Genomic DNA, 23,837 nt, shown 5'->3' with positions numbered 1-23,837 from the left:
AAAGGTTGTTTAAGGGATGTGCAATAATGCAAAAAATGGTCGTACGGTAAGGATGGGTCCCCGGAGCAGGAGGGGGGGGGCAGCCACAAAAAAAGGGTTGCGATGGTGGTCGCAACCCTTTTCGGAATACTGGTAGCAAGGGGCGGAGTCGAACCGCCGACCCCAGCATTATGAGACCTGTGCGGGACAGGCAAAGAAGTACTGAAACGTTCAAACCCGGGAGTGTACGAGAATCGAGGACTCCTAAAAAGGACTCTATTCGGCATAGCGGTAGTCACTGGGTCAACTCTCGCTTGAGGTTGTGTCTTCTAGTTCTGGGTAGAGTTCGTCTATCAAGCCGATTTCCCTATCTGATTCATTTCTATATAAAAATAAAGGGCCGCGATAATGTAATGTATAAAGGACTAGTCTATAAAATAAACCAAGGCTTATAAATGTCCTCCGAATGTCTTTTTTTCTTAAGCTTTCTCCATTCTTAGATGTTTTTGGGTGAGCTGTGGCATTTCTAAGATCAATCCAATTCTTAACGTGAAAGGAGTCCACAATCTGATGTTCGGCAAGTATATTTAGGCATTTTTTAGGGTGTAAGTTTCCCCATCGTTCCACATATTTCATTATTGATTTCAGGTGATCTTTTTTTATGTCAATTTCTTGTATTTTTTCGATAATTAATTCTTTTTCCTCTTCTAGTTTTGGGTTTGAGTAATGCTTTGACATTTCTGGTATTAATATATCATTCAATAGTCCTTCTACTGCCACCCCTAGAGTTAGCATAGGCACGCTAAATTCGTCGGATAAAAAGGAATGCCAAATTCTTTTCCAATGCAAGTATAGGCTTGAGAAGTAACTTGGGTGTTGATGGCTTAACTCTATGGCGTTTATTAAAATAGAATAGTGAAAGTCGTCAAGCATTTTCCCGTCGGAGCCTGCCACACGACCGGATACGGGAGGTGGTATTGTGATGTTTGATTTTGATTTGATTGTAGATAGTATCGTCGATTTGACTTCTTTCTTGTATATTGTTTGTTCAAAATAGGGTTGAAGGTAAGATCCAGATGTGAAGCCTAGATAAAATAAAGTCGCATTTTTTAGTAAGGTTGCATGATTTTTTGGGCTTCTTATTGATAATTCGGTATGCGACTTATGGTCTATGATATTAATTTCATAATTTTTTTGAGTTATTCGCGTTTGATTCCATGAGAACTCCTTATGACCAAGAGTTGATTCGGTCGTATTGCTTACATTTTTTGGTATGTCGCATGGCTCTCTGAAGTGAAGTTCGATATGGTATTCTTCATCAGAGGACTCATACGGGTGTTGTATGTTGTTCTCAATATTTAGCAAATCTATATGGAGTATGTAAGGAACTTTGCCCACGGTAATCGCATGATGTAGTCCAGGAGTTATTTTGAAGCCAAAAGAGGTGAGAGTGTGTCCGTCTATGGTTTTGGCTTCCAAGAAAAGTGTTTGTTTTTCATCTAACGAATCTATGGGTATTGAAGTGCCTGATAAAATGAATTCGGCCAAGGTGTTGCAGATAAACTCTAAAAGCAAGCCACCGGATTCGTTTAATTTAATGATTCCGTAGCCTTCTAGCTCTACGCCGTCGTCCAGCTTTTTTTGTGTGATATTTACTTTATGACAATGGATTGTTAGCTTTGAATCTCTTATATCCTTTAGTAAATCGCGATCAATAAGCATGGTTTTCTTTTTAGTCGGTTGGATGCTTCAGTTATAGGCAACGGTGGTGCGCCTCTGGTCGAGTTAAAGCTCTCGGGTACTGTTCTCTAGTTTTTCAGAAAATATATTCGATGTTTACCTAGAGGTGGTTATTTTAGAAGTCTTTGATGCTGATTTTCTCGCACCAGGCAGTTCCTTAGCCAAGCTTTCACCTTTTTCTACGATTTGGTGCAAAATATTTGGGAAATATTCCGCATCTTCCGTGTTTATGTTTAGTTTTACAGCTGTTCCATTTACGGGGATTGGTCTTATTATTTCTTTGCTATTTTGCCGGTGAAGAATCTTAGTATTTGAGGTTATCGAGAAATCCCCAAATTGTTTGCCAAGCTCAGATATGACATAAAGTCCAAACCCGGAGTTTTGCCATTTATCTCTGTCATTTTCGGGGGCGGTTTCTTTTGATATTCCAGGCTTTAATGAAAGTTTTATTGCTTCAGCTGCATCTTCTACTTGATGTACTTTTGATATTGTCTCAAATATTCCTACACCTTGATCGGCGATGGCTATTTCAGAGTGGCCGTTTCTCCATTTTTGGGCCATTAAAATACACTCCTCAGCTTCGGAATGTTCAAAAACGTTTCTTATTACTTCTCTTATGCAATAAGAAAGCATCTCTGCTTTCATGATTTCGGATTCCTTTCCAAATATTATTCTTGCAAGTTGAAAGCTTTTTCTGGTTATGTTTTCTTGAATAATGTCATTTTCAGATCTTAGATCTTCTTCTTTAATTGTAGTTATTGGTATGTATCTAGAGTTTCCTTCTCCGGATCCAACTTTTCGTCCTTCGTTGATCCCTATGAAGTGAAAAAAACAAAAGTGTTTGAGGTATGTGATTGCGCTGTTTTTGCTCGCTGTTCCATAGGCTGTTGTTTTTAGTCCTTTATTATTTCTTTCATGGACGAATTCACGTATGCCTATCGCAGATAAAAGTGTTCCGTAAGGGTAAACAAATTTTATTGGGTTGAAGTCTATCGCAACATGATCTTTTTCAATTTTGCTAAACAGATCTTCAAGAAATGCTGCAACATTTGAGTCTGTGAATTGCGCAGGGCATCTAACAAAAGCTGATTTTCTTGCAGAATTAATCAAGTCCATTTTTCTTAGAGTCATATTTTGGCGCTATCCTTTTCTGCGTATGGTTAGCTAATGCATTTATCTTCTAGTTTTTGCAGAACTTTAAAACCTTCGATTTTTGACGTTCGCTTTCAGCTTGCTGTCTCCAAAAATCACACATCTGGTGACTCATTCGGCTTTCTTGCGCAGCTCGCCTCCCTTCTTCCTTGGCTACTTCGACTTGCATCCTGTACTTTTGCTGTAAGCGTACGCTTTCTTGTACCGCGATACGTTTCCAACGCTCACGCTCGATACCGCTCATTTCCCAAAGGGCAGTACCTTCATGGTTTACATAGCAATTAGGGTACAGTCTTAACGCGTCAGGTCGAGAACAACGATTATTCCACATCGTTTCTACGACATTCTTGGCATACGCCTTGGAGGCGTTCGTTATAGTTTTGGAAACTGGGTCTGCTTGTGCTGTTTCCAAAAGAGAGAGCGATATTAGAAAAATCCATAGTCCTTTCATTACAGCTTCCCTTAGTCTTGCCGATCTCGGAACCATCTCTCCATTGCTTTTCGCGTTAATGCTATCCCTCGGCGTGACTGTCTAACTTTGAGTTAACTTCGTCATATTCAGGACTTGTTTGCTCTATTTCCGGTGCGATCTCTCCACTTATCAACCAGAGCCTGTACTGGGGAAACACTCTCTGTATTACCTCTAATTCCTCTGTGCTCATTCGCACCTTTTTATAAGTCACACTCAGCCATCGGCTGTGAGGGATGTCGCTCTCTCGTGCGATCGAGTCCACTCCGGCCTTCTTGATCAATGTTCTGGCTCTTTCCTGTATCGATCCCATCGCTGCCTACGAAAATACTTGACTTCAAATATTGAAGTGCTAACTTGAGTATGTGACTTCAATAAATGAAGTGAAACTGTCCAGTAATGAACGGAAATGAACTATTGACCATGATAGACGAACAACTGGCTGAACGCATTAAAGACCTCAATTGGCCACCGCTGATGGAATGGCACGAGTTCGCCGATTGGGTCCGCGTTGATCCTGGAGTCGTAGAGGGCTGGATCAAGCGCGCCTACATCCCGACCCATAAGATCGGTCGTCACCGCATGGTCAATATTGTCCGTTTGCTCGAACACATGGAGCAGGAGGACTGGCAATGATCCGCAAAGTGTCGCGCAAGCCAGGGCAGGGCATGACCCTTCCGAACCTGAATACAGCCGCTTTTGCCTTCCAGGGCCCACGTCCGTCCTCTGCGCTCACCCCCGATGCCCTGGAAGGCCTTTTTGACACCCTGGCCCAGCGCCTTGGCCAGCTGTGCGACGTCCGCACCGACCACCCGTGCGACTACCTCGCCCGCTGCAAGGCCGGGTTCACCGACGCGCTTATCAACGAACTGGAAGCCAGGAACTACCACAGCCCGGCCTTTGATCGCCTCATCCAACTGAGGGACGCCTGGGACTGCGGCCAGCTGGATCTTCCCACCGTCACGGAGACGCAACCATGAGCTACATCCCCCCAAGACAGGACCAGGTGGAGGACAAGGAACGCCGCTTCTACGTGGTGGCCCCGAGTTCCTGCTACCTGCAACTCCAGCAGGAAGCCATCCAGCGTGGCACAGACCTGTGGACCCTCTGCGGTTCGGTCCTTCGCGCCTGGTTAGAGGCTGGCTGCCCGAACTTTGGCTTCCAGGGGGATGCCCCTGAAAAGTCTTCGAGTCCGCCCCCGTCATCGTCACCACTCGCGCACGACCAGGGGGCCGGGCAGTGAGCGCTGCAAGGCTGGCGCCCCGCGCCAGGGCCGAAGGCCCCCTGGCCTTGTGGCGGTCGCTGACTGGTCCACAGTGCGCATCCGGAGTGGTGAGGGTGATGGGGGAGGACGACCGCCCCTTGATTCCGAGCCAGGAGCACAAGCAGCAAGCGCAGCTTGCCAGAGATTGGAATTAACCCGCCCGGTACCGGGCCAACACCGAAAGCACCACCCAACACCAGAGGACAGATGCAATGGAAAACTACCTGAACCTGATGATCATCGGCGCCACCCGCTACGACATCGACGGCAACAAAGGCGGCTCCCTGTGGGCTTATTCCCCGGCTGAAGCCGACGATGACAACCGCGTCGGCAACGAAGTCATGAAGATCACCTGTGACTACAAGCACATCGACCAGCTGCGCAACCACGCCGACCGCCTGCCGGCCATGTTCACCGTCAAGGCCCAGATGAAAGCCGGTGCCGGCGGCAAGATCACCTTCAAGGCCCTGGAGCTCAAGCCCCAGGACACCGTGAAGAAACCCGCTGCCTGAGGTCCGGGGTAGCACCTTATGAACGTCATCACCTGCGAAGGTGAATGGATACAAGGGACCCAGGGCATTGAATGCACCGGGACCCTGCAAAGCATTCCTTACCAGGACGTCGACGTCCTGTTTCAGGAATACCTGGCACCGGATGTCGAGATCATCGGCCTGGTGTCAGGGATCGCCCTGACTCTCTTCGTCACCGGGGTCGGTGCCGGGCGAGTCGTTCAAATCATGAGAAAAGTCTGAGGTACACGCTATGAACGAAGTTATCGAAATGGAAAAGCAGGACAACGGCAAGACCTGGGGCATGGCCCGCGCTCGCTTCGGCAAAGGACTGGCTAAGGCCGGTGCTGTGGTTGCGGCGGCTGGTACATCCCTGAGCGCCTTCGCCGTGGATCACACCGCCACCATCACCGCGGCACAGACCGATGCCACCACCAACACCACTGCTGCTGTGGCTGCCGTTATCGGTGTCGCTGCCGTGGTCTTCGGTGTCGGCATCGTGCTGCGTCTGATTAACCGGTAATGCTGACCAGCATCTTAATAGCCTGTCTCTGGACAGGCTGTTTCGTTGCAGGGTATCGCACTGTCTAGGGCCGGTTTCGACCGGCCTTTTTTCATTGAGGTCTGGCATGACTAAGTATTTATCGGTTTTTCTTTTGCTGATCCTGTCTGAGTTCGCGCAGGCGTCTCCTTTTTATGCGCCCGCCAGTGCCAATGCCTGTCCGAAGCTCCAAGACGCTTGGTTTGCGGACCTTTCTCAGCTTCAGGCGCTGACCTATTACTGCTCCTCCAGTCTTCAGAATGCTGACACTTTCGGCTCCATTGGTACGCCCCAGGCGGACGGGACTTACACCGTTACCATCGACGGCACTCAATATACGCTTCCCAGGTACAGGGTGACGGTCTATTACAACGGAGCCTCCAATCCTGGCGTCACCTATCTGGATTTTGCCGGCGTCGAAGATCCTCCGATGCCCTGCGACCCGCCCAATTGGAAAGATCCGGAAACGGGCCAATGTCTTGCCCCTAAAACGGTGGAGCAGTGCGAGGAACTGGGGCAGTTGTATAACCCGGATAATTCCCAATGCGTCACCACCTGTCCTTCGGGTGGGTCCCTGGGTAGCTATTGCCTGACCCAGCCCGATCCGGCCTGTTCGCCGTCCTCCCCGGATTATCAGGGCACGGCCGGCTGGGGCGACGATCATCGCTACGTCTGCTCCGGCGAAACCTCCTGTGGGTCCGGGCAATCCTATGCCTTCCGGGAAATGGACGACGGCTCCTGGAGTGGCGTCTGTGTCTCCGATGAATCCAACCCGCCGGTGTGCCCCGGTGGCTTTGACAGTGTTCTGGAAATTTACGACGACGGTTTTGCCTGCGGAAACCTGAACGAAGAGAAAGAAGACCCCACCCGCAACGATTCCTCCAACGGGGACAGCGACGGTGATGGTGTCGCCGATGACACCGGCATGGCCGGCCAGCTGGAGGATATTAAGGGCCTGCTCAAAGACGGCAACAACGAGCGCTCCAACATCGGCCAATCCATCAAGAAGGGCTTCGGGGATCTCAAGGACGCCATCAGCAACATTCCCGGTGGGGGAGGCGGTGACTCCGGTACCGGCAAAACCGAAATCGTCGGTGAAGACGGCAACGCGATCACCTGGAGCGGTAGCGCCATCACCATGGAAGTCCAGGACGGCCTGAACGAACTCAATGCCGTCCAGGGCGAATACGAAACCCTCATTGCCAACGTCCGTGCCGAGATGTCCGCCTTCTTCGGCTCCTTCACCGGGGCCGGGGGCCTTCAGGACAACAACATCACCCTGTTCGGCCAGACCTTCAACGCCGGCCTGTCCAAGTTCGGAGCGGATCTCTCCATGATCGGCTCGATCATCCTGTTCGCCGCCACCTTCGCCGCGCTTGGCATCATCATGGGAGCACGTGACTGATGGAATTCATCGCTGATTTCTTTACCGCCATCTGGGGCTTCTTCGAGTCCATCCCGGCCTTCCTGGATGACATCCTGGTCAAGCTCTCCGCCTGGTACGTCATCTGGGTGACCAAAGCCAAGATCTACTTCGTCGGCTTCTCCTGGCAAGTGGCCCAGGAGGTCCTCAACCAGCTGAACATCTCCGGCACCATCAATCAGTACTGGGGCACCATCGATTCTAAGGTCATGGGGGTGCTCACGTTCTTCCGGGTGCCGGATGCCCTGAACATCATCCTGAACGCCCACCTGACCCGCTACGTGATGGGAGTCTTCAAATGACCATCAACATCCACCACGGCCCGCCCGGCTCTTATAAGTCCGCCGGGGTGGTCCAGCGCTATGTGATCCCGGCCCTGATCGGGGAGGACAGCGACTATCCCGATGGCCGCTGCGTCGTCACCAACATAAGAGGCCTGGATTCCATCGAGCGAGTAGAGCAGGCCTTCGGCGTGACCTGCGGTCCGGAAGCCCGGATCATCAACCTGGAAACCGAAACCCGGGACGCCCTGGAATATGCGGCGAGATGGTTTCATTGGGCCCCCATCGGTGCCTTGATCGTCCTCGATGAAGCCCAGGCCGTTTATCCGGCAGCAAGACGCGACTTCAGGATCGAACAGCTCGATTACCCAGGGGGCAAAGAAGCGGCTCAGAGAGATAACCGGCCTGCCGACGTCCTCTTAGCCTTCGATATGCACCGCCACTACAACTGGGACTTGTTCCTGTGCACCCCGAACATCGGAAAGATCCACAGGGAAATCCGCCAAAGCGCCCAACAGGCCTTCCGGCATTGGCAGATGGGGCACATCGTGCCCTGGAAGAAAAACAAATGGAGGGAACTGGAACATGACCCTGAAAACAGCGGAAAAGCTACCTCCCATAGCATCGGTGTCCCAAAAGAGTACAAGGTCGATCTTCGGGTCTTCGAGTGCTACCAGTCCACGAAAACCGGCAAGGCCAAAGGGGTGGTCGGGGGGCATTCAATTCTTAAGGATCGCAAGTTGCAGATGGCAGTTGTGGTTGTCATCGGCAGCCTCGGCTACTTCTCATACGCTGCGGTCCAGATCATCGAGCGTGAGAAAGCGCGCCTCTCAGGTGAGCCGGTGGCTGTGCCTGAAGCTGCTCAGGCTGATGGTCGCCCTGACGCTGATGGTGCTGATGGGCGCGGCGTTCCGGCTGATAGCAAGACTGAGCGTCCTCTAAACAGCAACTCAAACAACCAGCAGCCACAGCAAGAGCATCCCTTCTCGGACGTTCACCTCCGCATCTCTGGCAGCATCAACCGCGCCTACCTGTTCAGCGGCAAGGATCAACAAGGCGAGTTTGCACTGACTCAACAGGATCTCGCCAGCTACGGCTATCGGGTCCTCTATTTGAGGGATTGCCACGGCCAGCTCTGGTGGAACGGGCAAGCCGTCCAGGATCTCTACTGCCATCGGATCCGATCGGAAGACCCAGGACCCCGGCCCATGATCGAGCCGAGCATGTATCCACCCTTATTAACCCAGGCCGACGACCCGGCGCCAGCGGAGCGCTAGCGACGATGCGCGAGGAGCAAGCGATCCGCTGGCGCCGGGGCGAAGCCCCAGAGACGTCCCTGTAACACGTCTCATAGGAACCGAAACATCGGTTCAAAAATGGACAAAAAGGAACACTACACATGATTAACGATTTTGAACGCTTCAATGTGCAGACCGGTGAGGTAGGGAAGGGCAATCTGTTCATCGGTCCGGATGGTCAGCAGGTTAACCTGGAGGACGTGAACGTGCTTTGGACCGGTGTTGATACCGTCAGGCAATTGTTCCAGGGGCGATTGAAGCCTGAAGTTCTCTCAGAGATTGCTGATGCCTACGAAAGCAGCTTTGAAGCGTCCGTCACCATCAGGGGCGTGGATTTCCGGGTGCAGACTGGTCGCCGTGGTGGCTTTAAATACCTGCTTCAAAATCGTGAGTACGGTCTGACCCTGCTCGTTCAGAACTTCTATGCCGAGCCCGATACCCTGGGAACGCACCTCAAGATTGAGACCTCCCCTCGTTGGCTCTATGAGCGTTCCAGTCAACAGATACACGATGAGCTGGCCGAGTGGGGAATGTTCTTTCTGAAGAACCTCAGCCCCGTTGGGATCGCGCTCCACCTCGCGGTCGACTTCCAGGGTTGGGAACCCCCGAAAGATTTTGCCCAACACTTCGTAACTCGCGCCAAAACCATCAGCGTGCATAACGGCCTGAGTGAACTGGTCTTCAAGGGGCTGGACGGTGCCACCATCAACGGTCGAGGGGAGACGTACACCTTCGGCAAGGCCAACAGCCTTCAGGTCTGCCTGTACGACAAATCCAAGGAAATCGACGTCTCGGACAAACGCGCCTTCATGGAATCCATCTGGGAATGCGCCACCAACGAAGAGTGCTTCCCGGATACTTGCTATGACCCTGAGAAGCCCGTTTGGCGCCTGGAAATCCGGTTCCATCATCGCATCGTGAACGAGATCTCCCAGGGCACGGCCAACATGAAGCCGATCTATACCTTCATGGATGCGGTACCGCATCTGACCGGTCTGTGGCAGTACGCCATGAAAGGCAACCGCTACGAAGTGAAGCGTGACTGGGTGCATCCCATCTGGACCAAGCTCCGGGATGACGTTGGCTTCGGTTACTCGGCCCCGGATCTGCTCTACAAACGCGCAAAAAAGGAGCCCGGTTGTGGTAACGAGAAGAACGTCTCCCTGGCCTTTGGCAACCTCCTGAGCATTTATGCCCGCAACCGGTTCAACACGCGACAAGCTTGGGATTGCCTTAAGAAGTCTGGTCTCTGGGAGGACCTCTGCAATTACTATCGAAGGCGTGAGATATACGAGAACGAGTTATACAAGCTTGTCGAGGATGGTCTGATCAAGCGTCGATTGCTGACTAAGGTAGCGGCATGATTTCGAAGACCGAGAACGGTTGGAAGGTCGATTTCTACCCGGATGGACGTGAGGGGCCAAGGGTTCGAAAGCAGGGCTTCAAGACTCGCCTCGATGCGCTCCAGTTCGTTCGCGATTATGGTCGGACGGAGAAGGCACCTGCAGAACGACTGAAAGACCTGGTGAAGAAGTGGTACGACTACCACGGCCATACGTTGAAGGATGCCAAGTACAGGCTTTCCAGGACAAACGCGATCTGTGACCGTTTGGGTAACCCGAGAGTTAAGGACTTCACGGCCACGGACTGGATGGAATATCGGGCTCAGAGAATGCAGGAAGTCACTGCTGGAACCTGCAACCATGAACAGCGGTACCTCTCTGCGGTCTTCGCTGAAATGGTCCGGCTTGGCCATCTGAAACACAACCCGATCGGGCCCGTGCGTCAGGTGAGAGTGAAGGAACGGGAGATGTCGTTCCTGACCATTGAGCAATGCCAACAGCTCCTGGACGAATGCAGGCAAAGCACGAACGAGTTTGTCTGGTCGGTGGCCATGATCTGTCTGGCGACCGGTGCCCGTTGGATTGAAGCGGAAACGCTGACCAACTCGGGGTTTGTTTCAGGCAAAGTGATCTTCCGGGACACAAAGAACGGCAAGAGCAGGGCGGTTCCCATTGATCCGAAGATCCAGGAACAGGTTCTTGAGCATGCCTTGCCGGGCCCAGGTCGTTTGTTTGGCCCTTGTCGATCTGCGTTCAGGTCGGCCTATCAGCGCTGTGGATTTTCAACCCCTCAGCAACTGACGCATATTCTCCGGCACACCTTCGCGAGTCATTACATGATGAATGGGGGAGACATTCTTACCCTTCAGCGCATTCTAGGTCACGGTAACATCACCATGACCATGAAGTATGCGCACCTTTCGCCTGATCACTTGGAGTCAGCTGTCCGGCTTTCTCCGGTTTCAGAGTTGATTTGGCCAAAGGGATCTTTATGAGTAAGGAAACAGGGCTTTTAGCAAGAATCTAGAGGGCGACTCTTGATAGAGGCATGGTTATCTCTAAGCAATCGGCTAGCCAGTAAAAAAAGAAAATGATTGAGGCAATGGTGAAGGTGGTTGCTGCCCTCCATTTGAGATTCCGTAAGCCTTGGCCATTTTCGATACGCTTGAGCTGGGTATGCTCATCAAAGTAGACCTTTTCTCTGTTTTCGTAGGCTTGAATTGTAGATGTCACGCGAATGTAGAGATTTTCCTTTTTTAATTCTTGCTTTACCTTTTCTTTCAACGCATCTCTGTCGCCCTCAACCCGAGGGTATTCTGAATGGGCTTGGGATATCACTCTATCGATCAGTGATTCGATATCCTTTGAGTGTGTGTTTGGAGTTTGTAGTCCAGGAGGGAATTTGTGTTTTTTGATTGAGTTGCAGACTTTCTCGAATATGCTCCGACTATCCTCTGCCATTGAGTACCTCAGCTACTTTGCTTCATGTTTGATTATCATACGCAGGGAGGTAAAAGGTCTCCAAATCTTCCAATTCAGAGCGGCGTGCATGGAGCAATTGAAGGCTTAATTAGTATCGGAGAAATGGCGCAACTTGAGGTGTAGGCAAGTTGTGGGCAACCAAAGAAAAAAGGGTTACGACGGAAATCGTAACCCTTTGAAATCTGGTAGCAAGGGGCGGAGTCGAACCGCCGACCCCAGCATTATGAGTGCTGTGCTCTAACCAACTGAGCTACCTTGCCATTGCTTCATCGATGGAAGCGGCGCGTATGATATGGGCGGGGGGTTAAGCTGTCAAGCATGAGTCATCCGATTCTGTCAGGTAATTTCAGGAACGTGACTCGTGAAATGCCAAAAGCGCTATAAAAACATGGTGATAGGTATTCTGAGGTGCTCAATAGCGGACTTTTTCATTGGCTTTGTATCTCGACATCGTAGAGTCCTGGAGGGCATTATGAAAACCCGTAACCGATGCCTCACTGAACATGCTTGAAGACCTTAAGCTCGCCGACATTGCAGTTATCAGAAGCTCCGACGATTTGGAGCCCGACTGTTCTGGCGAGATGATCAAGGGCATTATCCTCTCGGGGTTTCAGGCCCTGGAACACGGGGAAAGGTTCACCGGTAAGCCGGGCACGCTGATCTTCGAGCGGAACGACAGAATCGTAAAGATTCACGCCGGGGTGAATCTGGCGGAGCCTCAAGCCAGACAAAGGGGAGACTTCAGCGCCAAAAACGAGCGGAAGTTAGGGATATACCACCCATCCAAACTGTGGTTTGTCGCCAAACACAGAAATCGGTGCTGGATAGGCAATATAACGAAAACGCTCCACCCCCTTCATATGTCCCTGTTGCAGGCCGATTCATCGAGTGCGCTGCAGTTGCTGGATCAGTACTTCTCGATCTACATTCGGTTTATGAAGGAGCACGAGCGTGTGCTGGATCCGGGCCTTTCGAACTTCGGTGCCGATGAAACTGGCCACGTTTTTTACCTTGATGACGATATCTATGGTTGGGATGGGTTCTCCGGACTAACCCAGGCGGTTGGTGTCTGGTTTCGACAGTTCGTTGACTTTCCGGAAGCCTTGTTTTCCTCGCTGGGAGCAAGCCTTGGCAAATGGCTTCGATTCTATTATCCGGACTCCGAGTGGATTGACATTATTTCCGAGCAGATCCGGGGCGTCTTTACAGCTAACGACGAGCAGTCAGCACGGCGAGGTCATTTTCTGAAGGGATTTGCCCAGGCAGCCAGAGCTCAGGCCGGTATCGAGCAAGAGGCACCTTCGGTGTATGCTATCCCGGCAGATGCTCAGCACATACTGGATAGGGGAACAGGCCTCGTCGGGATCATTGCAGACATCCATGCCAATCTCCCCGCTCTGGAGCAAACACTGAAAGAGCTGCAACGAAGATCTGTTTCCCGGGTGCTGGTTCTGGGGGACCTCGTCGGATATGGGCCACATCCATCCGAATGCATTGAGCTTCTGAGTGCGGGCGACTTTCACATTATCCGGGGGAATCACGACCACGCCGCTGCCATCGGCAAAGCAGGGCAGGGCTTCTCGTCGGGTTCGCGTTGGGTAATTGACTGGACCGTAAGCCGGCTGTCACCGGCAGAGCGTCAATGGCTTGGTAGTCTGCCATTGTACCTTGACGGGGAAGGCTGGCTTGCGGTGCATGGCGCGCCTCAGGATCCCACGTTCATGAATGGCTATGTCTATCGTATGACCTATGAGGACAATTTGAAGAACATGAGGGAGCGCGGCATCCGCTACTGTTTCCACGGACACACCCACATTGCCGGTGTGTACTATGGGAGGAAGACGTTGACAGGGCATTCGGTGTCCAGCCGTTATTCCCTGGCATCGGTTGACCAGGGGTTGGTATGCCCGGGTTCTGTGGGTCAGCCGAGGGGCGGGCAGACCGGTCTGGAGTTTGCGATTCTCGATACTGGTACGTTCGGGATCGAATTCATCAACCTTGACTATGATGTTTCAAAGGTCATTGAGGACATGAACCGGCAGGAGTTTCCTGCCCAGCTGAGCAGTCGGTTGCTTCAGGGCAGATAGCAGATTCTGGCCCGGGCATAGGCCGGGCCAGGACGAGACAGCGTTGTTCAGGGGCAAAGAGGCGATACTTTCGGCAGGGCGCCACGGAGTGCCGCCCAACCCATGCCCAGGTTTGCCTTCTTGCCGGTAATCAGCACCATCAGCGCATTGGGCTTGCCCGGCACAATCGACATGAAGTGGTAAGTCTTCTCTGTTGTCATCTGGACTTCCTTCACCAACCGGTTCACCTCGGTTCCCCGTTGTGATGCGATCAATTTTTCGACCGTGTTAACGGTTTTACCCCTGAACATATCCACGGCTGCTGCGGCTACGGCATCCAGATAACTCTGGGTGAAGTAGGGGACATTGTGTGCAACGGTGAGAAGCAATCCGGATTCCAGATCCACAACTGCTGCACCCAGCGCATCACCCACTTCATGGACCATGTTTTGGCAGATTTCATTGAGGTTTGACATTAGTACCTTCTCGTCTTTAATGGTGGTTACCGTATATGCGCAGCCAGTTTCTCGGCTGCATTTCTGCTGACGCTGTGCAACATTCCAAGGTTGACCCGGGTTGTTGCGATGACACTCAGGACGAGTCTGTCCTTCAACTTCAGAGTAAGTATGTAGCCGTCGCTATTTTCGACGATGACATAACGACACTGCTGCTGTTGTGCCTCAACAGCAATGGTTTCTCCGAGGGCCAGGATAGAGCTCATCATGGCTGAGAGTTTGGAGGCGGGCATGTCTTTCCGGAAGTTCTTCGCTACGTCATGGCCGTCTACAGTGGAAATCAAAATCCCGTAAATGGCATCGGAGCTGCTCAACATCTGGGCGAATACTTCCTGACAGAATGCTTCACTTTTTTCTGAAAACTTGTACTGAGTCATGGTGTTGAATCTTTTTCTAGTGAGAAAACTCGAGTGTTGAAACCAGAGCGTCGATCAGGAGTGCAACGTCTTCCCGTTCTCTGATATCGACCTCAAACATCGGAAAGGTGCGGCCAGTGGACTCAAGACAATCATAAAAGGCGTCCAGTTCTGGCACGTTCCCTCCATCCGTCCTGGTGATACCCACCACGACGCCTGTCTTTTCAATGAAGTCTGAAAAGTTCTCCAGATACATTTTCAGGTCATCGAGAGGTTCCGGTCGGGAGCAGTCCACCAGGATGATCAAGCCAAGACCGCCTTCAACCAGAATTTTCCACATGAACTCGAATCGTTTCTGCCCAGGGGTTCCGTAAAGGAAGACTTTTTGACCGTCACCGAGTGTGATTTCTCCGAAATCCATAGCCACAGTCGTCTCCTCCTTGACGGAGGAAAGGTCATCAGTCGTTCGCGTGTCCGTGCGAACAGGCGGCGTTTCGCTGATAGCCGCAATCGCAGTTGTTTTACCTGCCCCCGGGGGACCGGTAATTATCAGTTTGACTTCAGACACAGGTTAAACCTCATTTCGGCTTTCTTTTTAGGCGGTCACGTATCTTGTCGAACAGGCCCCTGGAATGTGCGGTCTGGGCCGGAAGGTGATGCTCCCCCAGGTTGAAGGCCCGGACGGACAGAACCCCTGACAGATAGGCAGCATTGATGAATCCAACGGTCTCTTCCGGCGAAACATTGGTCTCTGACGACGCTTCCTCGATGGTCGCGCCTGACTTGCGGCTGAACAGTGCGCTGAGTGCCATGGCGCTGGGTAGCGCGCGCGGTATGTCAGAGGGGGGCCACCGCAGCAATTTAAATCGGCTTTTGCTATGCAGATTTTTGATCAGCGCTCCTTCCGAGAGGAAAATGCCCAGTTTCCATTTGATCGAGGGCGCGGTCCGCCAGTTGGTATCCAGGTCGTCCTGATGCCCCGGCGGTTCGTTCAAGGAAATTTTCTTCTCGGAATCCTGAAGCAGTTCCTCGAGGGAGAGGTCACCGGTGAGCTCATAGCGATTATTGACCAGGTCGATGAGGCATTGGCCCTGCGGTGTCTCTACTGTCAGGAACCGTAAATCGCTGTTGCCTAACAGGTCGGGTAGGCCTGAATCCCCCTTTGTTGCCGTTTTGGTTGGACTTTGGGTGTTTTGGACTTGGGCTGGCGTCGTCGCGTTCGTCGGAGTAAGGCCTGCCTCAACGGAATTGAAAACTGCAATCAGGTCCGCCGCGCGTAATGGCTTTTTTATCCGAAAGCGCGCGTTTCCGGCGTTCGCCCCCGTGGAATATTCAATCGCCACCGCATGACGAGACTCGATCTCGTCAATGACGGCTGTGGAGTTCTGCAGGTTATCGGTATCGATGATGACCGCGTCGCAGTTTTCGCTCTCAGCGTATTCCCACGTATCGTTCGTCCTGGACATCATCAGATCCACCAGGGACTTCAGAACCAACAGGTCTTTTTCTGTCAATCCTTTGCTGGAGAGTGTCTTCAAGGTGTTCCTCCAGAAGTACGTTGTCACGCGAGAGTAGTCGCAACAAAAATGCTCCGACTCTCTTTGCTACGCCCAGGAATCATGCCGATCCTGGGCGTTGTCGCTGAAGTCGCCTTGCGGGCCGTTCGTGATTTTTTGGAGACTCAGGCGCCGAGGGAGGAGAGGTCGAGCGTTTTCTCCACGTTCTTTGTGAGCATGCGAGCCATGCCAAGATTGCCGCTCGCTTTATCGAGCACGACGTAGAGGAACACCGCGTCATTGCTCTTGAGCAGCCGTATCAGGTGGTATTGGTCGTCGAGGGTGATGAGGATATCCTCAATGTTTCCCTGGATACCAAGCGCGGCCATGGTTTTCCGCTTGGCTCTGACGACTTCCGTGTTGCCGGCCGCTGCGGTGTCGAGATCAAAATTATTGCCGCCTTCCGTGCCGAGCACGAGGCCGGAATCACTGTCCACCAGGCATCCCCCAACGAAACCTTCGATCTCTCTAAGTCCTGAAATATCAGCCATTTTTTTCTCCCTGTTTTTAGGTAATAACGCTATGTCGTTATTGAATTAGAGATTAGGGTCGAACTTGATCTACATCAATGTTCTGGTCGTAAGAAAGTGTTGGCAAGCTGTAACTATAGGTTTTGTTGGAATTGAGACGTAGATCGCGAGTTTAAGGGGCTAAGGAGGTCGCTGGTTCGACAACGCAGACAGGAGGGGCTTGGGTAATTTTTTGATTTAAGGAAGGTTTCGAAGACCTGGCGGACGGGTGGCGTCAGGGGCTGGGGCAAAAAAGAAGGGGAGAGGACGTCGGGCCCTATCGCTGGATGACAGGGCCCGACTGTCGCAAGAAGTTACACGTTGAAACGAAAGTGGATAACATCGCCATCCTGAACGATGTAGTCCTTGCCTTCCAGGCGCCACTTTCCGGCATCCTTCGCGCCCTGTTCGCCGTTGTACTGGACGAAGTCGTCATAGCTCACCACCTCGGCACGGATAAAGCCGCGCTCGAAGTCGGTGTGGATCACGGCGGCGGCCTGCGGAGCGGTGGCGCCGATCTTGACGGTCCAGGCGCGCACTTCCTTCACGCCGGCAGTGAAGTAGGTCTGCAGGCCCAGGAGGTTGTAGCCCGCGCGGATGACACGGTCCAGGCCCGGCTCCTCCATGCCCATCTCCTCCAGGAACATCGCTTTCTCGTCATCTTCCAGTTCGGAAATCTCGGCTTCCAGCTTGTTGCAGATGGGGACCACGACGGCGTTTTCAGATTCGGCGATATTGCGCACGGTATCCAGATGCGGGTTGTTCTCGAAGCCGTCTTCATTCACGTTGGCAATGTACATGGTGGGCTTTACCGTGAGTAGGCACAGCTCCCGGATCAGGGCCATCTGGTCCTTGTCCAGGTTCATGCTGCGAACCGGTTTGCCCTCGTTCAGCACCGGCAGCAGCTTCTCGAACATCTCCAGCTGGGCTTTGGCTTCCTTGTCGCCACTCTTTGCGACGCGCTGCACCCGCTTGATGGCTTTCTCCACGGTTTCCAGATCGGCCAGAGCCAGTTCGGTATTGATCACTTCGATGTCGGAGGCTGGGTCTACCTTGTTGGCCACGTGAATGACATTGCCGTCTTCAAAACAGCGGACGACATGGGCGATGGCATCGGTCTGGCGGATATTGGCCAGGAACTGGTTGCCCAGGCCCTCACCCTTGGAGGCGCCTTCGACCAGACCGGCAATGTCGACGAATTCCATGGCAGTGGGTACGACGCGTTCGGGCTTCACAATCTCGGCCAGCTTGTTCAGGCGCGGGTCCGGCATGGGGACCACGCCGGCATTCGGCTCGATGGTGCAGAACGGGAAGTTTTCGGCGCCGATACCGGATTTGGTCAATGCGTTGAACAGGGTGGATTTGCCGACGTTGGGAAGGCCGACGATGCCGCAGTTAAATCCCATGGAATGCCTCTGCTGGTACTGAAAAATTTGTGGCGGATTATACCGGTGTATCGGTATGGGTGCGAGTAAGGGGTTGTGCCTTGATCAGGGCCCGGGTTTGAAGCTGTGCAGCCGGTTCATGGCTGCTGCCAGTTTGCCGTCAGCGGCGTCCGGGAGTACGCGCATGATCTCGTCAAACACGGCATTGAGCTGTTCGGTTTCCTGCTTGCCCAGCCGGCCGAGCACATAGCCGGTCACCTGGCGGCTGTCGCCGGGGTGGCCGATGCCGAGACGAAGGCGCTGGAAACTGTTGGTGCCCAGGTGGGCGATGGTGTCGCGCAGCCCGTTGTGACCACCGTGTCCGCCACCTTTCTTGAGTTTGGCGGTACCCGGGGGAAGGTCGAGCTCATCGTGGGCGACCAGGATCTTCTCGGGGGGGATCTTGAAAAAGTCCGCCAGTGCCTTGATGGCAAGGCCGCTACGGTTCATGAACGTGGAGGGATTCAGCAGATGGAGGTCGAGTCCCTGCCACTGAATGCGGGCGTAGAGCCCGTGGTACTTCTTTTCAGGGCGGAGCGTCTGGCCCGCAACGCGGGCCAGCGCTTGGACGAACAGGGCGCCGGCGTTGTGGCGGGTATTCTCGTAGTCAGGGCCGGGATTACCCAGTCCGACCACCATGACAATATCCTGTGCCATTTGCCGTTGCCCCCGGAGTGATTACTCCTCGCCGCCTTCTTCTTCGCCTTCTTCACCTTCTGCGGCTTCGTCAACCTTGGCACCGCGCGGCTTGTGGATAGCCACAACCGGCAGGTCGTGATCCTCGCCCTGGAGCAGAGCGGCGATCTTGACGCCTTCCGGCAGTTTGAGGTCGCTCAGGTGAACAACCTGATCCATGTCCACGGCAGCCATGTCGACTTCGATGAACTCAGGCAGATTCTGCGGCAGACAGATCACTTCCACTTCGTTGATCTGGTGGTTGGCAACACCGCCCTGCAGCTTGATAGCCGGGGCAGTCTCTTCGTTAACGAAGTGCAGCGGTACGTTGACATGGATCTCGTGGTCCTTGTCGACACGCAGGAAGTCGGCGTGGGTCAGGATAGGCTTGTACGGGTGGCGCTGCAGATCCTTCAGGATCACGCTCTCTTTCTTGCCGTTCAGTTCAACGGTCAGAACGTGGGAGAAGAACGCTTCGTTTTCCAGGGCCTTCTTCAGCTCGTTGTGCCAGATGGCAACCGGAGTGGCGTCTTTACCGCCACCATAGATGATGGCCGGGATTTTACGCTCCTCGCGACGCAGGCGGCGGCTCGCACCTTTCCCCTGGTCGTCACGAGGAAATGCTTCGATTACAAATTCCTGAGACATGGTTTTTACCTCACTCGTCATCTGAGCGGCCCGCGACCAGGCTCGGTACAGATGAGGTTTCTGATGAAGCCGGGGTTTTCCCCGACTGACGAAAAGAGTCGGGAGCCCAAAGGGACTCCCGACCCGAAAACTGCTTTTTTGGTCTGAGGTTACGGCGCCCGGCCGACTCAGACGTTCTCGAACATGGCGCTGATGGACTCTTCGTTGCTCACGCGACGAATAGACTCGGCGAGCAGCCCTGCCATGGGGAGGACGCGGATTCTATCACAATTCCGAGCTTTGTCATCCACCGGAATGGTGTCACAGACCACCAGTTCGTCCAGCGTGGAGGCGTTGATGTTGTCGATTGCCGGGCCGGAGAGAACAGGGTGGGTGATGTAGGCAATGACCTTCGCCGCGCCGTGTTCCTTCAGTGCGTTGGCTGCCTTGCAAAGGGTGCCCGCAGTATCGATGATGTCGTCCACCAGGATGCAGGTCTTGTCTTTAACGTCACCGATGATGTGCATGACCTGGGAGACGTTGGCTTTCGGCCGTCGCTTGTCGATGATTGCGAGGTCGGCGTCGTCCAGGCGCTTGGCCACGGCACGGGCGCGAACCACGCCGCCGACGTCCGGGGACACCACGACAAAATTCTCGAAACGTTGCTTCTCGATATCCTCGAGCATCACCGGGGTGGCGTAGATGTTGTCCACCGGGATGTCGAAGAAGCCCTGAATCTGGTCTGCGTGCAGGTCCACGGTCAGTACACGATCCACGCCGATGCTGGAGATCATGTCGGCAACAACCTTGGCGCTGATGGCAACCCGGCTGGAGCGAACGCGGCGATCCTGGCGGGCATAGCCGTAATAGGGAATAACCGCAGTGATGCGTGTGGCGGAGGCGCGACGCAGGGCGTCTGCCATCACGATCAGTTCCATCAGGTTATCGTTGGTGGGGTAGCAGGTGGGCTGGATGATGAAAACATCATGGCCCCGGACATTCTCATTGATCTCGACGGTGGTTTCCCCGTCGCTGAAGCGGCCGACGGTGGCCTGACCCATGGGAATGTGAAGTTTCTTGGCAATATCCTGGGCAAGGGCCGGGTTGGCATTGCCAGCGAAAATCATCAGTTTGGACACGACAGCATCCTTCTCAGTATCGGCGTTTGATTCAGAAGAAGCGGGAGAAAGGTGGCTGGGGTGGCAGGATTCGAACCTGCGCATGACGGGATCAAAACCCGTTGCCTTACCACTTGGCGACACCCCAGTATCGTGCTTTTTTGGCATCATTCCAGCTCTGTCAGCTTTTGGTGAAGAGGTGATGTGTTCACCCCTTTAGCTACGAACCCCGTGATGCCGGAGGGTTTGCTTTCCCAGATAATCCGGGCTGCGGATTCTGTCGGGAAACGTCCAAAAATGCAAGCCCCGGTTCCGGTTAATCTTGCAGGTCCGAATTGTGAAAGCCATTCCAGGCTCTGGTTAACCTCCGGATACAGTTTACGAACTACATCCTCACAGTCGTTTCGGTACCTCGAGGCGTCTCCCTCAAAAGCGGGCGCTATTTTGATTTTTGGGGTGTCCCTTGTCAACCCTTCTTCGGAAAAAATCTTTCCGGTGTTGATGTCGCAGGCCGGCTTGAGCACGACGAACCAGTCCTCCGGTGGGTTCACCGGCGTGAGTTTTTCACCCACGCCTTCGCCAAAGGCGGAATGGCCCCGGACGAACACCGGGACGTCTGCTCCAAGACTGAGACCAATCTCGGCCAGTTCATCCAGGCTGAGGTCCATCTGCCACAGATAATTGAGGCCCAACAGGGTAGTGGCAGCGTTGGAGCTTCCGCCGCCCAGGCCGCCTCCCATGGGCAGGCGCTTGGTCAGGCTGATGGTGGCGCCGGGTAGGGCGGTCGTGGCACGTGCTTCGAGGGCCCGGGCAGCGCGGATGATGAGGTTGTCATCGTCCGGTACGCCGGGCACCGGTTCCGCCAGCCGGACGCCGGGCTGGTCGGGCGTCAGGGTGAAGGTGATGTCATCGCCATAGTCCAGGAACTGAAAGAGGGTCTGGAGCTCGTGGTAGCCGTCAGGCCGGCGACCGACAATATGCAGGAACAGGTTGAGCTTGGCAGGCGAGGGCAGGGTAATTGAAGTGTTCATTGCTCTTTCTCGAGATCGCGCCATTGGCCAATCACCATGCGCACACGCTTCTCGCCTTTCAGGGCGGTAATCCGGGCGGGCAGTTCGGGATAGTCGGCCAGGAAGTCCTGCCAGCGATCGTAACGAATTTCCCAGCCGGCCTGGCGGATAATCGCCAGCTGGTTCTGTTCGTCGAACAGAAGTCGGAAATCACCGCCCGGTGCAGGCAGGCCGCGGATCCACCACACCAGGTTCTCGAGCGGCAGCTGCCAGCCGGTGGCTGCCTCTACCAGTTCCTCGGGTTCATTGGAGCGGTAGGTGTCACCGTTGGGCAGGGTGAGCTCAATAAAGCCGGGAACCCCTTTCAGTGAAGTGCTGCCCATGCCCAGGAAGGAGGAGGACAGCGCCAGATCGTAGGCTTCGCCATCCTGGATCCAGTGGTTGATCAGGGCCGTGCCGCTGTCCGTGGGTTGGCGAACCGCCAGCTTGCCGGAGAGTTCCCACTGGTTGAACCGGCTCAGCTGGCGCGTCCGGTCGGCCCAGCCGGGCGGTGGCTGGTCGGTCATCCCCTCCGGCAGCGGTTCCAGTTGAATGGTTGTGCAGGCTTGCAGCAGGGCCGCCAGGACCAGAGTCGGGAAGAGTCTCGCTCCCGCGGCCATTATCGGCCTCCGTTACCGGTCAGTCGCTGGATGGTTTCACGCAGGATCTCGTGTTCCGGATCCTGCTCGAGCCCTTCCTGCCAGACGATTCGGGCCTGCTCTTCCTCTCCGGCCATCCAGAGCGCCTCGCCATAGTGGGCTGCCACTTCCGGATCCGGGTAGGCTTGCCACGCCTTTTTCAGGTAATCCAGGGCGGGCTGGAGCTGTCCTTCCCGGAAGAGCACCCAGCCCATGCTGTCCAGGATGGCGGGGTTTTCCGGGTCCAGGCGCAGGGCGCGCTCGATGTAGGTGCGGGCCTCGTCCAGGCGATCTGTGCGGGTTGTCAGGATGTAACCCAGTGCATTCAGCGCAACCGCGTTTTCCGGCTCGGCTTCAATGATCCGGCGCAGATCGGTTTCGGCTTTGTCCGGCTGGTCCAGTGTGTCGTAGAGCATGGCCCGGGCATACCGTACCTGGACATTATCCGGGAATTGCTCCAAAGCCTCGGTAGCAGACGCGAGCGCTTGTTGTTGGCGGTTTTCATCCAGCAGCAGGTTGACTTCCAGCAGCCAGAAATTCTCGGCCTGTTTGGAGTGTGCCTCCCGCATGCTGCGGATATGGTCGAGGGCCTCCTTCAGGCGGCCCTCCCGGGCCAGCAGGGCGCTGGAGCGCGCCAGGGCAGGGAAGTAGTAGTTGCCCTGCTTCACACTCTGGTAGTAACCGATGGCCTGTTCGATGTTGCCGGCCTCGTCCTCGATCCGGCCCAGGTAGTAATTGGCCTCGTTGGTGTGGTGACCCTGTTCGACCAGGCGGGTCAGTTCCCTGCGTGCCAGGTCGAGCTGATCGTTTTCCAGGGCGACCAGAGCGTGGGATAACCGCAGGCCGGGAATCTCGGGATAGCGTTTGACCAGCCTGTTGAATTCATCCTGGGCCGCTTGCAGTTCACCTTCGTTGATGAGCATTCGCCCGTAAAGCGTGCCCATTTGTCGGTTGTCGGGAAAATGGCGGGTGTTCACCATCATGTAATCCAGGGCCTGGCGTTTCTCGCCAGTCTCATAAAGCAGGTCGCCCTTGAGCACGATTGCCGGTTGGAAATTCTCGTGTTTCTCCAGCAACGGCTCCAGGCGGGCCAGGGCATCCCTGGGCTGGCCAGACACCTTCATCAGCAAGGCGATGCTGTACTCCAGTTCGGGGGTGTCCGGATGGCGCTCGGCGAGCTGCCGGTAAAGGGTGAGTAGTTCCTGTTGCTGTTCCGGCGGCATGTTGCCGGCGATGACCGCCAGGCTGTCGAAGTCTGCGTCGCCCCCCTGATCCATGATGGTTTCCATATGGTCAAGGGCGGTTTTCAGATCGTTGCGTTTCACTGCCTGGATTGCGGAAACCCGGTGTGCCTGTGTGCTGTCCGGGTTCACGTCGAGCCAGAGTTCGGCCAGCTGGGTCTGCGCGTTGTCGCCGTTGAGGGATTGGGCGATGCGCATGGCCCGCTCGATGACGCCTTCATCCCGGGATTGCTTCGCTGCTTTCAGGTAATTGACCAGAGTAACGTCGTACCTGCCACGCTGGGCTGCAATTTCGCCGCTCAGCAGCAGGTAAAGCACCTCGGGCTGGAAATCATCGTATTCGATCTGCTGATCTGCCGGTTCGGTTCGGGCCGTCTCGGACTCTTGCGGGGCGACCTGCTCCTCTGATCCGGACAGGCTGGCACAGCCAGAAAGAGCAGTGAGGGTGGCGCCCATCAGACAGGTGGCCATAAACGGTGCGGATTTGTGCATGCAACTTCCCGTTACTTGTCAACGACACATCAGAACGATCCGAACTTGAGGCAGATCGGGTCCCGGCCTTTACCGAGCCCCTATAATGGC

28 protein-coding genes and 2 tRNA genes are annotated in these 23,837 nt (G+C 54.3%); 12 read left to right on the top strand and 18 right to left on the bottom strand.

The genetic code is table 11. From position 1 onward, the window contains the following. Positions 1 to 282 precede the first annotated feature (282 nt). From ACQUTG_RS15565 to ACQUTG_RS15555, 3 genes are all read right to left on the bottom strand, one after another. Positions 283 to 1,701: a hypothetical protein gene (locus tag ACQUTG_RS15565; protein WP_428920280.1), complete on the bottom strand. Its 1,419-nt coding sequence runs from the start codon at positions 1,699 to 1,701 to the stop codon at positions 283 to 285. Between the two features lie 114 nt (positions 1,702 to 1,815). After that, positions 1,816 to 2,850 (bottom strand): hypothetical protein, encoded by a 1,035-nt coding sequence (locus ACQUTG_RS15560; RefSeq protein WP_428920279.1) that lies wholly within the window; start codon positions 2,848 to 2,850, stop codon positions 1,816 to 1,818. Between the two features lie 49 nt (positions 2,851 to 2,899). Continuing rightward, entirely contained in the window at positions 2,900 to 3,322 is a 423-nt protein-coding gene (locus ACQUTG_RS15555) for a hypothetical protein (protein WP_428920278.1), read from the bottom strand. A 441-nt stretch (positions 3,323 to 3,763) separates the two neighbouring features. Between ACQUTG_RS15555 and ACQUTG_RS15550 the strand changes: the two genes are divergently transcribed. From ACQUTG_RS15550 to ACQUTG_RS15500, 11 genes are all read left to right on the top strand, one after another. Next, complete coding sequence (locus ACQUTG_RS15550; protein ID WP_428920277.1) at positions 3,764 to 3,976, top strand: DNA-binding protein; 213 nt, start codon at positions 3,764 to 3,766, stop codon at positions 3,974 to 3,976. Beyond that, positions 3,973 to 4,320 (top strand): hypothetical protein, encoded by a 348-nt coding sequence (locus ACQUTG_RS15545; RefSeq protein WP_428920276.1) that lies wholly within the window; start codon positions 3,973 to 3,975, stop codon positions 4,318 to 4,320. Before ACQUTG_RS15550 ends, ACQUTG_RS15545 begins: the two co-directional genes overlap by 4 nt. Then, positions 4,317 to 4,583 carry a hypothetical protein gene (locus ACQUTG_RS15540; protein WP_239038424.1) on the top strand — a complete coding sequence of 89 codons (267 nt, stop codon included), beginning with the start codon at positions 4,317 to 4,319 and terminating at the stop codon, positions 4,581 to 4,583. Before ACQUTG_RS15545 ends, ACQUTG_RS15540 begins: the two co-directional genes overlap by 4 nt. A gap of 233 nt (positions 4,584 to 4,816) precedes the next feature. After that, positions 4,817 to 5,116 (top strand): hypothetical protein, encoded by a 300-nt coding sequence (locus tag ACQUTG_RS15535; RefSeq protein ID WP_428920275.1) that lies wholly within the window; start codon positions 4,817 to 4,819, stop codon positions 5,114 to 5,116. A gap of 18 nt (positions 5,117 to 5,134) precedes the next feature. Then, positions 5,135 to 5,356 (top strand): hypothetical protein, encoded by a 222-nt coding sequence (locus ACQUTG_RS15530; protein ID WP_219867977.1) that lies wholly within the window; start codon positions 5,135 to 5,137, stop codon positions 5,354 to 5,356. 10 nt (positions 5,357 to 5,366) lie between these two features. Further along, the gene (locus ACQUTG_RS15525) at positions 5,367 to 5,636 is read left to right on the top strand and encodes a hypothetical protein (RefSeq protein WP_428919276.1); all 270 of its coding nucleotides are present in this window, start codon (positions 5,367 to 5,369) and stop codon (positions 5,634 to 5,636) included. A gap of 106 nt (positions 5,637 to 5,742) precedes the next feature. Then, positions 5,743 to 7,059, top strand: a complete 1,317-nt coding sequence (locus ACQUTG_RS15520) for a hypothetical protein (protein WP_428920274.1) — start codon at positions 5,743 to 5,745, stop codon at positions 7,057 to 7,059. Continuing rightward, positions 7,059 to 7,379, top strand: a complete 321-nt coding sequence (locus ACQUTG_RS15515; RefSeq protein WP_428920273.1) for a DUF2523 family protein — start codon at positions 7,059 to 7,061, stop codon at positions 7,377 to 7,379. The genes ACQUTG_RS15520 and ACQUTG_RS15515 overlap by 1 nt, the downstream gene beginning before the upstream one ends. Continuing rightward, the gene (locus tag ACQUTG_RS15510; protein WP_428920272.1) at positions 7,376 to 8,635 is read left to right on the top strand and encodes a zonular occludens toxin family protein; all 1,260 of its coding nucleotides are present in this window, start codon (positions 7,376 to 7,378) and stop codon (positions 8,633 to 8,635) included. Before ACQUTG_RS15515 ends, ACQUTG_RS15510 begins: the two co-directional genes overlap by 4 nt. A 122-nt stretch (positions 8,636 to 8,757) precedes the next feature. Then, positions 8,758 to 10,020 (top strand): hypothetical protein, encoded by a 1,263-nt coding sequence (locus ACQUTG_RS15505; RefSeq protein WP_428920271.1) that lies wholly within the window; start codon positions 8,758 to 8,760, stop codon positions 10,018 to 10,020. Next, positions 10,017 to 10,994 (top strand): phage integrase, encoded by a 978-nt coding sequence (locus ACQUTG_RS15500; RefSeq protein WP_428920270.1) that lies wholly within the window; start codon positions 10,017 to 10,019, stop codon positions 10,992 to 10,994. Before ACQUTG_RS15505 ends, ACQUTG_RS15500 begins: the two co-directional genes overlap by 4 nt. 28 nt (positions 10,995 to 11,022) lie before the next feature. Here the strand turns inward: ACQUTG_RS15500 and ACQUTG_RS15495 are convergent, their stop codons facing one another. Together ACQUTG_RS15495 and ACQUTG_RS15490 are read right to left on the bottom strand one after the other, a co-directional pair. Then, a complete protein-coding gene (locus ACQUTG_RS15495) occupies positions 11,023 to 11,460 on the bottom strand; it encodes a hypothetical protein (RefSeq protein WP_428920269.1) in 438 nt (145 codons plus the stop codon). A gap of 204 nt (positions 11,461 to 11,664) precedes the next feature. Then, positions 11,665 to 11,741, bottom strand: a tRNA-Met gene (locus ACQUTG_RS15490). 243 nt (positions 11,742 to 11,984) lie between these two features. Here ACQUTG_RS15490 and ACQUTG_RS15485 point away from each other — a divergent pair. Beyond that, a complete protein-coding gene (locus ACQUTG_RS15485) occupies positions 11,985 to 13,568 on the top strand; it encodes a metallophosphoesterase family protein (protein WP_428920268.1) in 1,584 nt (527 codons plus the stop codon). A 47-nt stretch (positions 13,569 to 13,615) separates the two neighbouring features. On the opposite strand, the gene ACQUTG_RS15480 is transcribed toward ACQUTG_RS15485, so the two are convergent. The 13 genes from ACQUTG_RS15480 to ACQUTG_RS15420 all read right to left on the bottom strand — a co-directional run bounded on the left by ACQUTG_RS15480 (position 13,616) and on the right by ACQUTG_RS15420 (position 23,747). Then, on the bottom strand, positions 13,616 to 14,023 hold the full coding sequence (locus tag ACQUTG_RS15480; RefSeq protein WP_428920267.1) for a hypothetical protein: 408 nt from the start codon (positions 14,021 to 14,023) through the stop codon (positions 13,616 to 13,618). Between the two features lie 26 nt (positions 14,024 to 14,049). Beyond that, positions 14,050 to 14,439: a roadblock/LC7 domain-containing protein gene (locus ACQUTG_RS15475; protein WP_428920266.1), complete on the bottom strand. Its 390-nt coding sequence runs from the start codon at positions 14,437 to 14,439 to the stop codon at positions 14,050 to 14,052. Positions 14,440 to 14,455: 16 nt separating this feature from the next. Beyond that, positions 14,456 to 14,986 carry a GTP-binding protein gene (locus tag ACQUTG_RS15470; RefSeq protein ID WP_428920265.1) on the bottom strand — a complete coding sequence of 177 codons (531 nt, stop codon included), beginning with the start codon at positions 14,984 to 14,986 and terminating at the stop codon, positions 14,456 to 14,458. A 10-nt stretch (positions 14,987 to 14,996) separates the two neighbouring features. Beyond that, the gene (locus tag ACQUTG_RS15465) at positions 14,997 to 15,956 is read right to left on the bottom strand and encodes a hypothetical protein (protein ID WP_428920264.1); all 960 of its coding nucleotides are present in this window, start codon (positions 15,954 to 15,956) and stop codon (positions 14,997 to 14,999) included. 143 nt (positions 15,957 to 16,099) lie between these two features. Further along, complete coding sequence (locus ACQUTG_RS15460; RefSeq protein ID WP_428920263.1) at positions 16,100 to 16,465, bottom strand: hypothetical protein; 366 nt, start codon at positions 16,463 to 16,465, stop codon at positions 16,100 to 16,102. A 332-nt stretch (positions 16,466 to 16,797) separates the two neighbouring features. After that, a complete protein-coding gene (gene ychF, locus ACQUTG_RS15455) occupies positions 16,798 to 17,889 on the bottom strand; it encodes a redox-regulated ATPase YchF (protein ID WP_428920262.1) in 1,092 nt (363 codons plus the stop codon). 84 nt (positions 17,890 to 17,973) lie between these two features. Beyond that, entirely contained in the window at positions 17,974 to 18,564 is a 591-nt protein-coding gene (gene pth / locus ACQUTG_RS15450; RefSeq protein ID WP_428920261.1) for an aminoacyl-tRNA hydrolase, read from the bottom strand. 21 nt (positions 18,565 to 18,585) lie between these two features. Beyond that, positions 18,586 to 19,230: a 50S ribosomal protein L25/general stress protein Ctc gene (locus ACQUTG_RS15445; protein ID WP_428920260.1), complete on the bottom strand. Its 645-nt coding sequence runs from the start codon at positions 19,228 to 19,230 to the stop codon at positions 18,586 to 18,588. A gap of 167 nt (positions 19,231 to 19,397) precedes the next feature. After that, positions 19,398 to 20,348 (bottom strand): ribose-phosphate diphosphokinase, encoded by a 951-nt coding sequence (locus ACQUTG_RS15440; RefSeq protein WP_428920259.1) that lies wholly within the window; start codon positions 20,346 to 20,348, stop codon positions 19,398 to 19,400. 52 nt (positions 20,349 to 20,400) lie between these two features. Beyond that, a tRNA-Gln gene (locus ACQUTG_RS15435) sits at positions 20,401 to 20,475 on the bottom strand. A 19-nt stretch (positions 20,476 to 20,494) separates the two neighbouring features. After that, positions 20,495 to 21,358, bottom strand: a complete 864-nt coding sequence (gene ispE / locus ACQUTG_RS15430; RefSeq protein ID WP_428920258.1) for a 4-(cytidine 5'-diphospho)-2-C-methyl-D-erythritol kinase — start codon at positions 21,356 to 21,358, stop codon at positions 20,495 to 20,497. Continuing rightward, positions 21,355 to 21,996 (bottom strand): lipoprotein insertase outer membrane protein LolB, encoded by a 642-nt coding sequence (gene lolB / locus ACQUTG_RS15425; protein ID WP_428920257.1) that lies wholly within the window; start codon positions 21,994 to 21,996, stop codon positions 21,355 to 21,357. Before lolB ends, ispE begins: the two co-directional genes overlap by 4 nt. After that, positions 21,996 to 23,747 (bottom strand): tetratricopeptide repeat protein, encoded by a 1,752-nt coding sequence (locus ACQUTG_RS15420; RefSeq protein ID WP_428920256.1) that lies wholly within the window; start codon positions 23,745 to 23,747, stop codon positions 21,996 to 21,998. The genes lolB and ACQUTG_RS15420 overlap by 1 nt, the downstream gene beginning before the upstream one ends. Between the last annotated feature and the right edge of the window lie 90 nt (positions 23,748 to 23,837).

This window comes from Marinobacter sp. DUT-1, assembly GCF_050379415.1.
GTDB lineage: Bacteria > Pseudomonadota > Gammaproteobacteria > Pseudomonadales > Oleiphilaceae > Marinobacter.
The sequence above is the reverse complement of the archived record's forward strand: the minus strand, read 5'-3'. Positions and strand labels throughout refer to the sequence as shown.

What these genes read in the sequence shown, in the direction of transcription:
- ACQUTG_RS15510 (WP_428920272.1), top strand. Translation starts at nt 7,376, where the DNA reads ATGACCATCAACATCCACCACGGCCCGCCCGGCTCTTATAAGTCCGCC.
- ACQUTG_RS15525 (WP_428919276.1), top strand. Translation starts at nt 5,367, where the DNA reads ATGAACGAAGTTATCGAAATGGAAAAGCAGGACAACGGCAAGACCTGG.
- ACQUTG_RS15565 (WP_428920280.1), bottom strand. Translation starts at nt 1,701, where the DNA reads ATGCTTATTGATCGCGATTTACTAAAGGATATAAGAGATTCAAAGCTA.
- ACQUTG_RS15530 (WP_219867977.1), top strand. Translation starts at nt 5,135, where the DNA reads ATGAACGTCATCACCTGCGAAGGTGAATGGATACAAGGGACCCAGGGC.
- ACQUTG_RS15560 (WP_428920279.1), bottom strand. Translation starts at nt 2,850, where the DNA reads ATGACTCTAAGAAAAATGGACTTGATTAATTCTGCAAGAAAATCAGCT.
- ACQUTG_RS15475 (WP_428920266.1), bottom strand. Translation starts at nt 14,439, where the DNA reads ATGACTCAGTACAAGTTTTCAGAAAAAAGTGAAGCATTCTGTCAGGAA.
- ACQUTG_RS15545 (WP_428920276.1), top strand. Translation starts at nt 3,973, where the DNA reads ATGATCCGCAAAGTGTCGCGCAAGCCAGGGCAGGGCATGACCCTTCCG.
- ACQUTG_RS15480 (WP_428920267.1), bottom strand. Translation starts at nt 14,023, where the DNA reads ATGTCAAACCTCAATGAAATCTGCCAAAACATGGTCCATGAAGTGGGT.
- ACQUTG_RS15495 (WP_428920269.1), bottom strand. Translation starts at nt 11,460, where the DNA reads ATGGCAGAGGATAGTCGGAGCATATTCGAGAAAGTCTGCAACTCAATC.
- pth (WP_428920261.1), bottom strand. Translation starts at nt 18,564, where the DNA reads ATGGCACAGGATATTGTCATGGTGGTCGGACTGGGTAATCCCGGCCCT.
- ispE (WP_428920258.1), bottom strand. Translation starts at nt 21,358, where the DNA reads ATGAACACTTCAATTACCCTGCCCTCGCCTGCCAAGCTCAACCTGTTC.
- ACQUTG_RS15555 (WP_428920278.1), bottom strand. Translation starts at nt 3,322, where the DNA reads ATGAAAGGACTATGGATTTTTCTAATATCGCTCTCTCTTTTGGAAACA.
- ACQUTG_RS15485 (WP_428920268.1), top strand. Translation starts at nt 11,985, where the DNA reads ATGCTTGAAGACCTTAAGCTCGCCGACATTGCAGTTATCAGAAGCTCC.
- ACQUTG_RS15515 (WP_428920273.1), top strand. Translation starts at nt 7,059, where the DNA reads ATGGAATTCATCGCTGATTTCTTTACCGCCATCTGGGGCTTCTTCGAG.
- ACQUTG_RS15520 (WP_428920274.1), top strand. Translation starts at nt 5,743, where the DNA reads ATGACTAAGTATTTATCGGTTTTTCTTTTGCTGATCCTGTCTGAGTTC.
- ACQUTG_RS15505 (WP_428920271.1), top strand. Translation starts at nt 8,758, where the DNA reads ATGATTAACGATTTTGAACGCTTCAATGTGCAGACCGGTGAGGTAGGG.
- ACQUTG_RS15460 (WP_428920263.1), bottom strand. Translation starts at nt 16,465, where the DNA reads ATGGCTGATATTTCAGGACTTAGAGAGATCGAAGGTTTCGTTGGGGGA.
- ACQUTG_RS15550 (WP_428920277.1), top strand. Translation starts at nt 3,764, where the DNA reads ATGATAGACGAACAACTGGCTGAACGCATTAAAGACCTCAATTGGCCA.
- ychF (WP_428920262.1), bottom strand. Translation starts at nt 17,889, where the DNA reads ATGGGATTTAACTGCGGCATCGTCGGCCTTCCCAACGTCGGCAAATCC.
- ACQUTG_RS15445 (WP_428920260.1), bottom strand. Translation starts at nt 19,230, where the DNA reads ATGTCTCAGGAATTTGTAATCGAAGCATTTCCTCGTGACGACCAGGGG.
- lolB (WP_428920257.1), bottom strand. Translation starts at nt 21,996, where the DNA reads ATGGCCGCGGGAGCGAGACTCTTCCCGACTCTGGTCCTGGCGGCCCTG.
- ACQUTG_RS15420 (WP_428920256.1), bottom strand. Translation starts at nt 23,747, where the DNA reads ATGCACAAATCCGCACCGTTTATGGCCACCTGTCTGATGGGCGCCACC.
- ACQUTG_RS15540 (WP_239038424.1), top strand. Translation starts at nt 4,317, where the DNA reads ATGAGCTACATCCCCCCAAGACAGGACCAGGTGGAGGACAAGGAACGC.
- ACQUTG_RS15535 (WP_428920275.1), top strand. Translation starts at nt 4,817, where the DNA reads ATGGAAAACTACCTGAACCTGATGATCATCGGCGCCACCCGCTACGAC.
- ACQUTG_RS15500 (WP_428920270.1), top strand. Translation starts at nt 10,017, where the DNA reads ATGATTTCGAAGACCGAGAACGGTTGGAAGGTCGATTTCTACCCGGAT.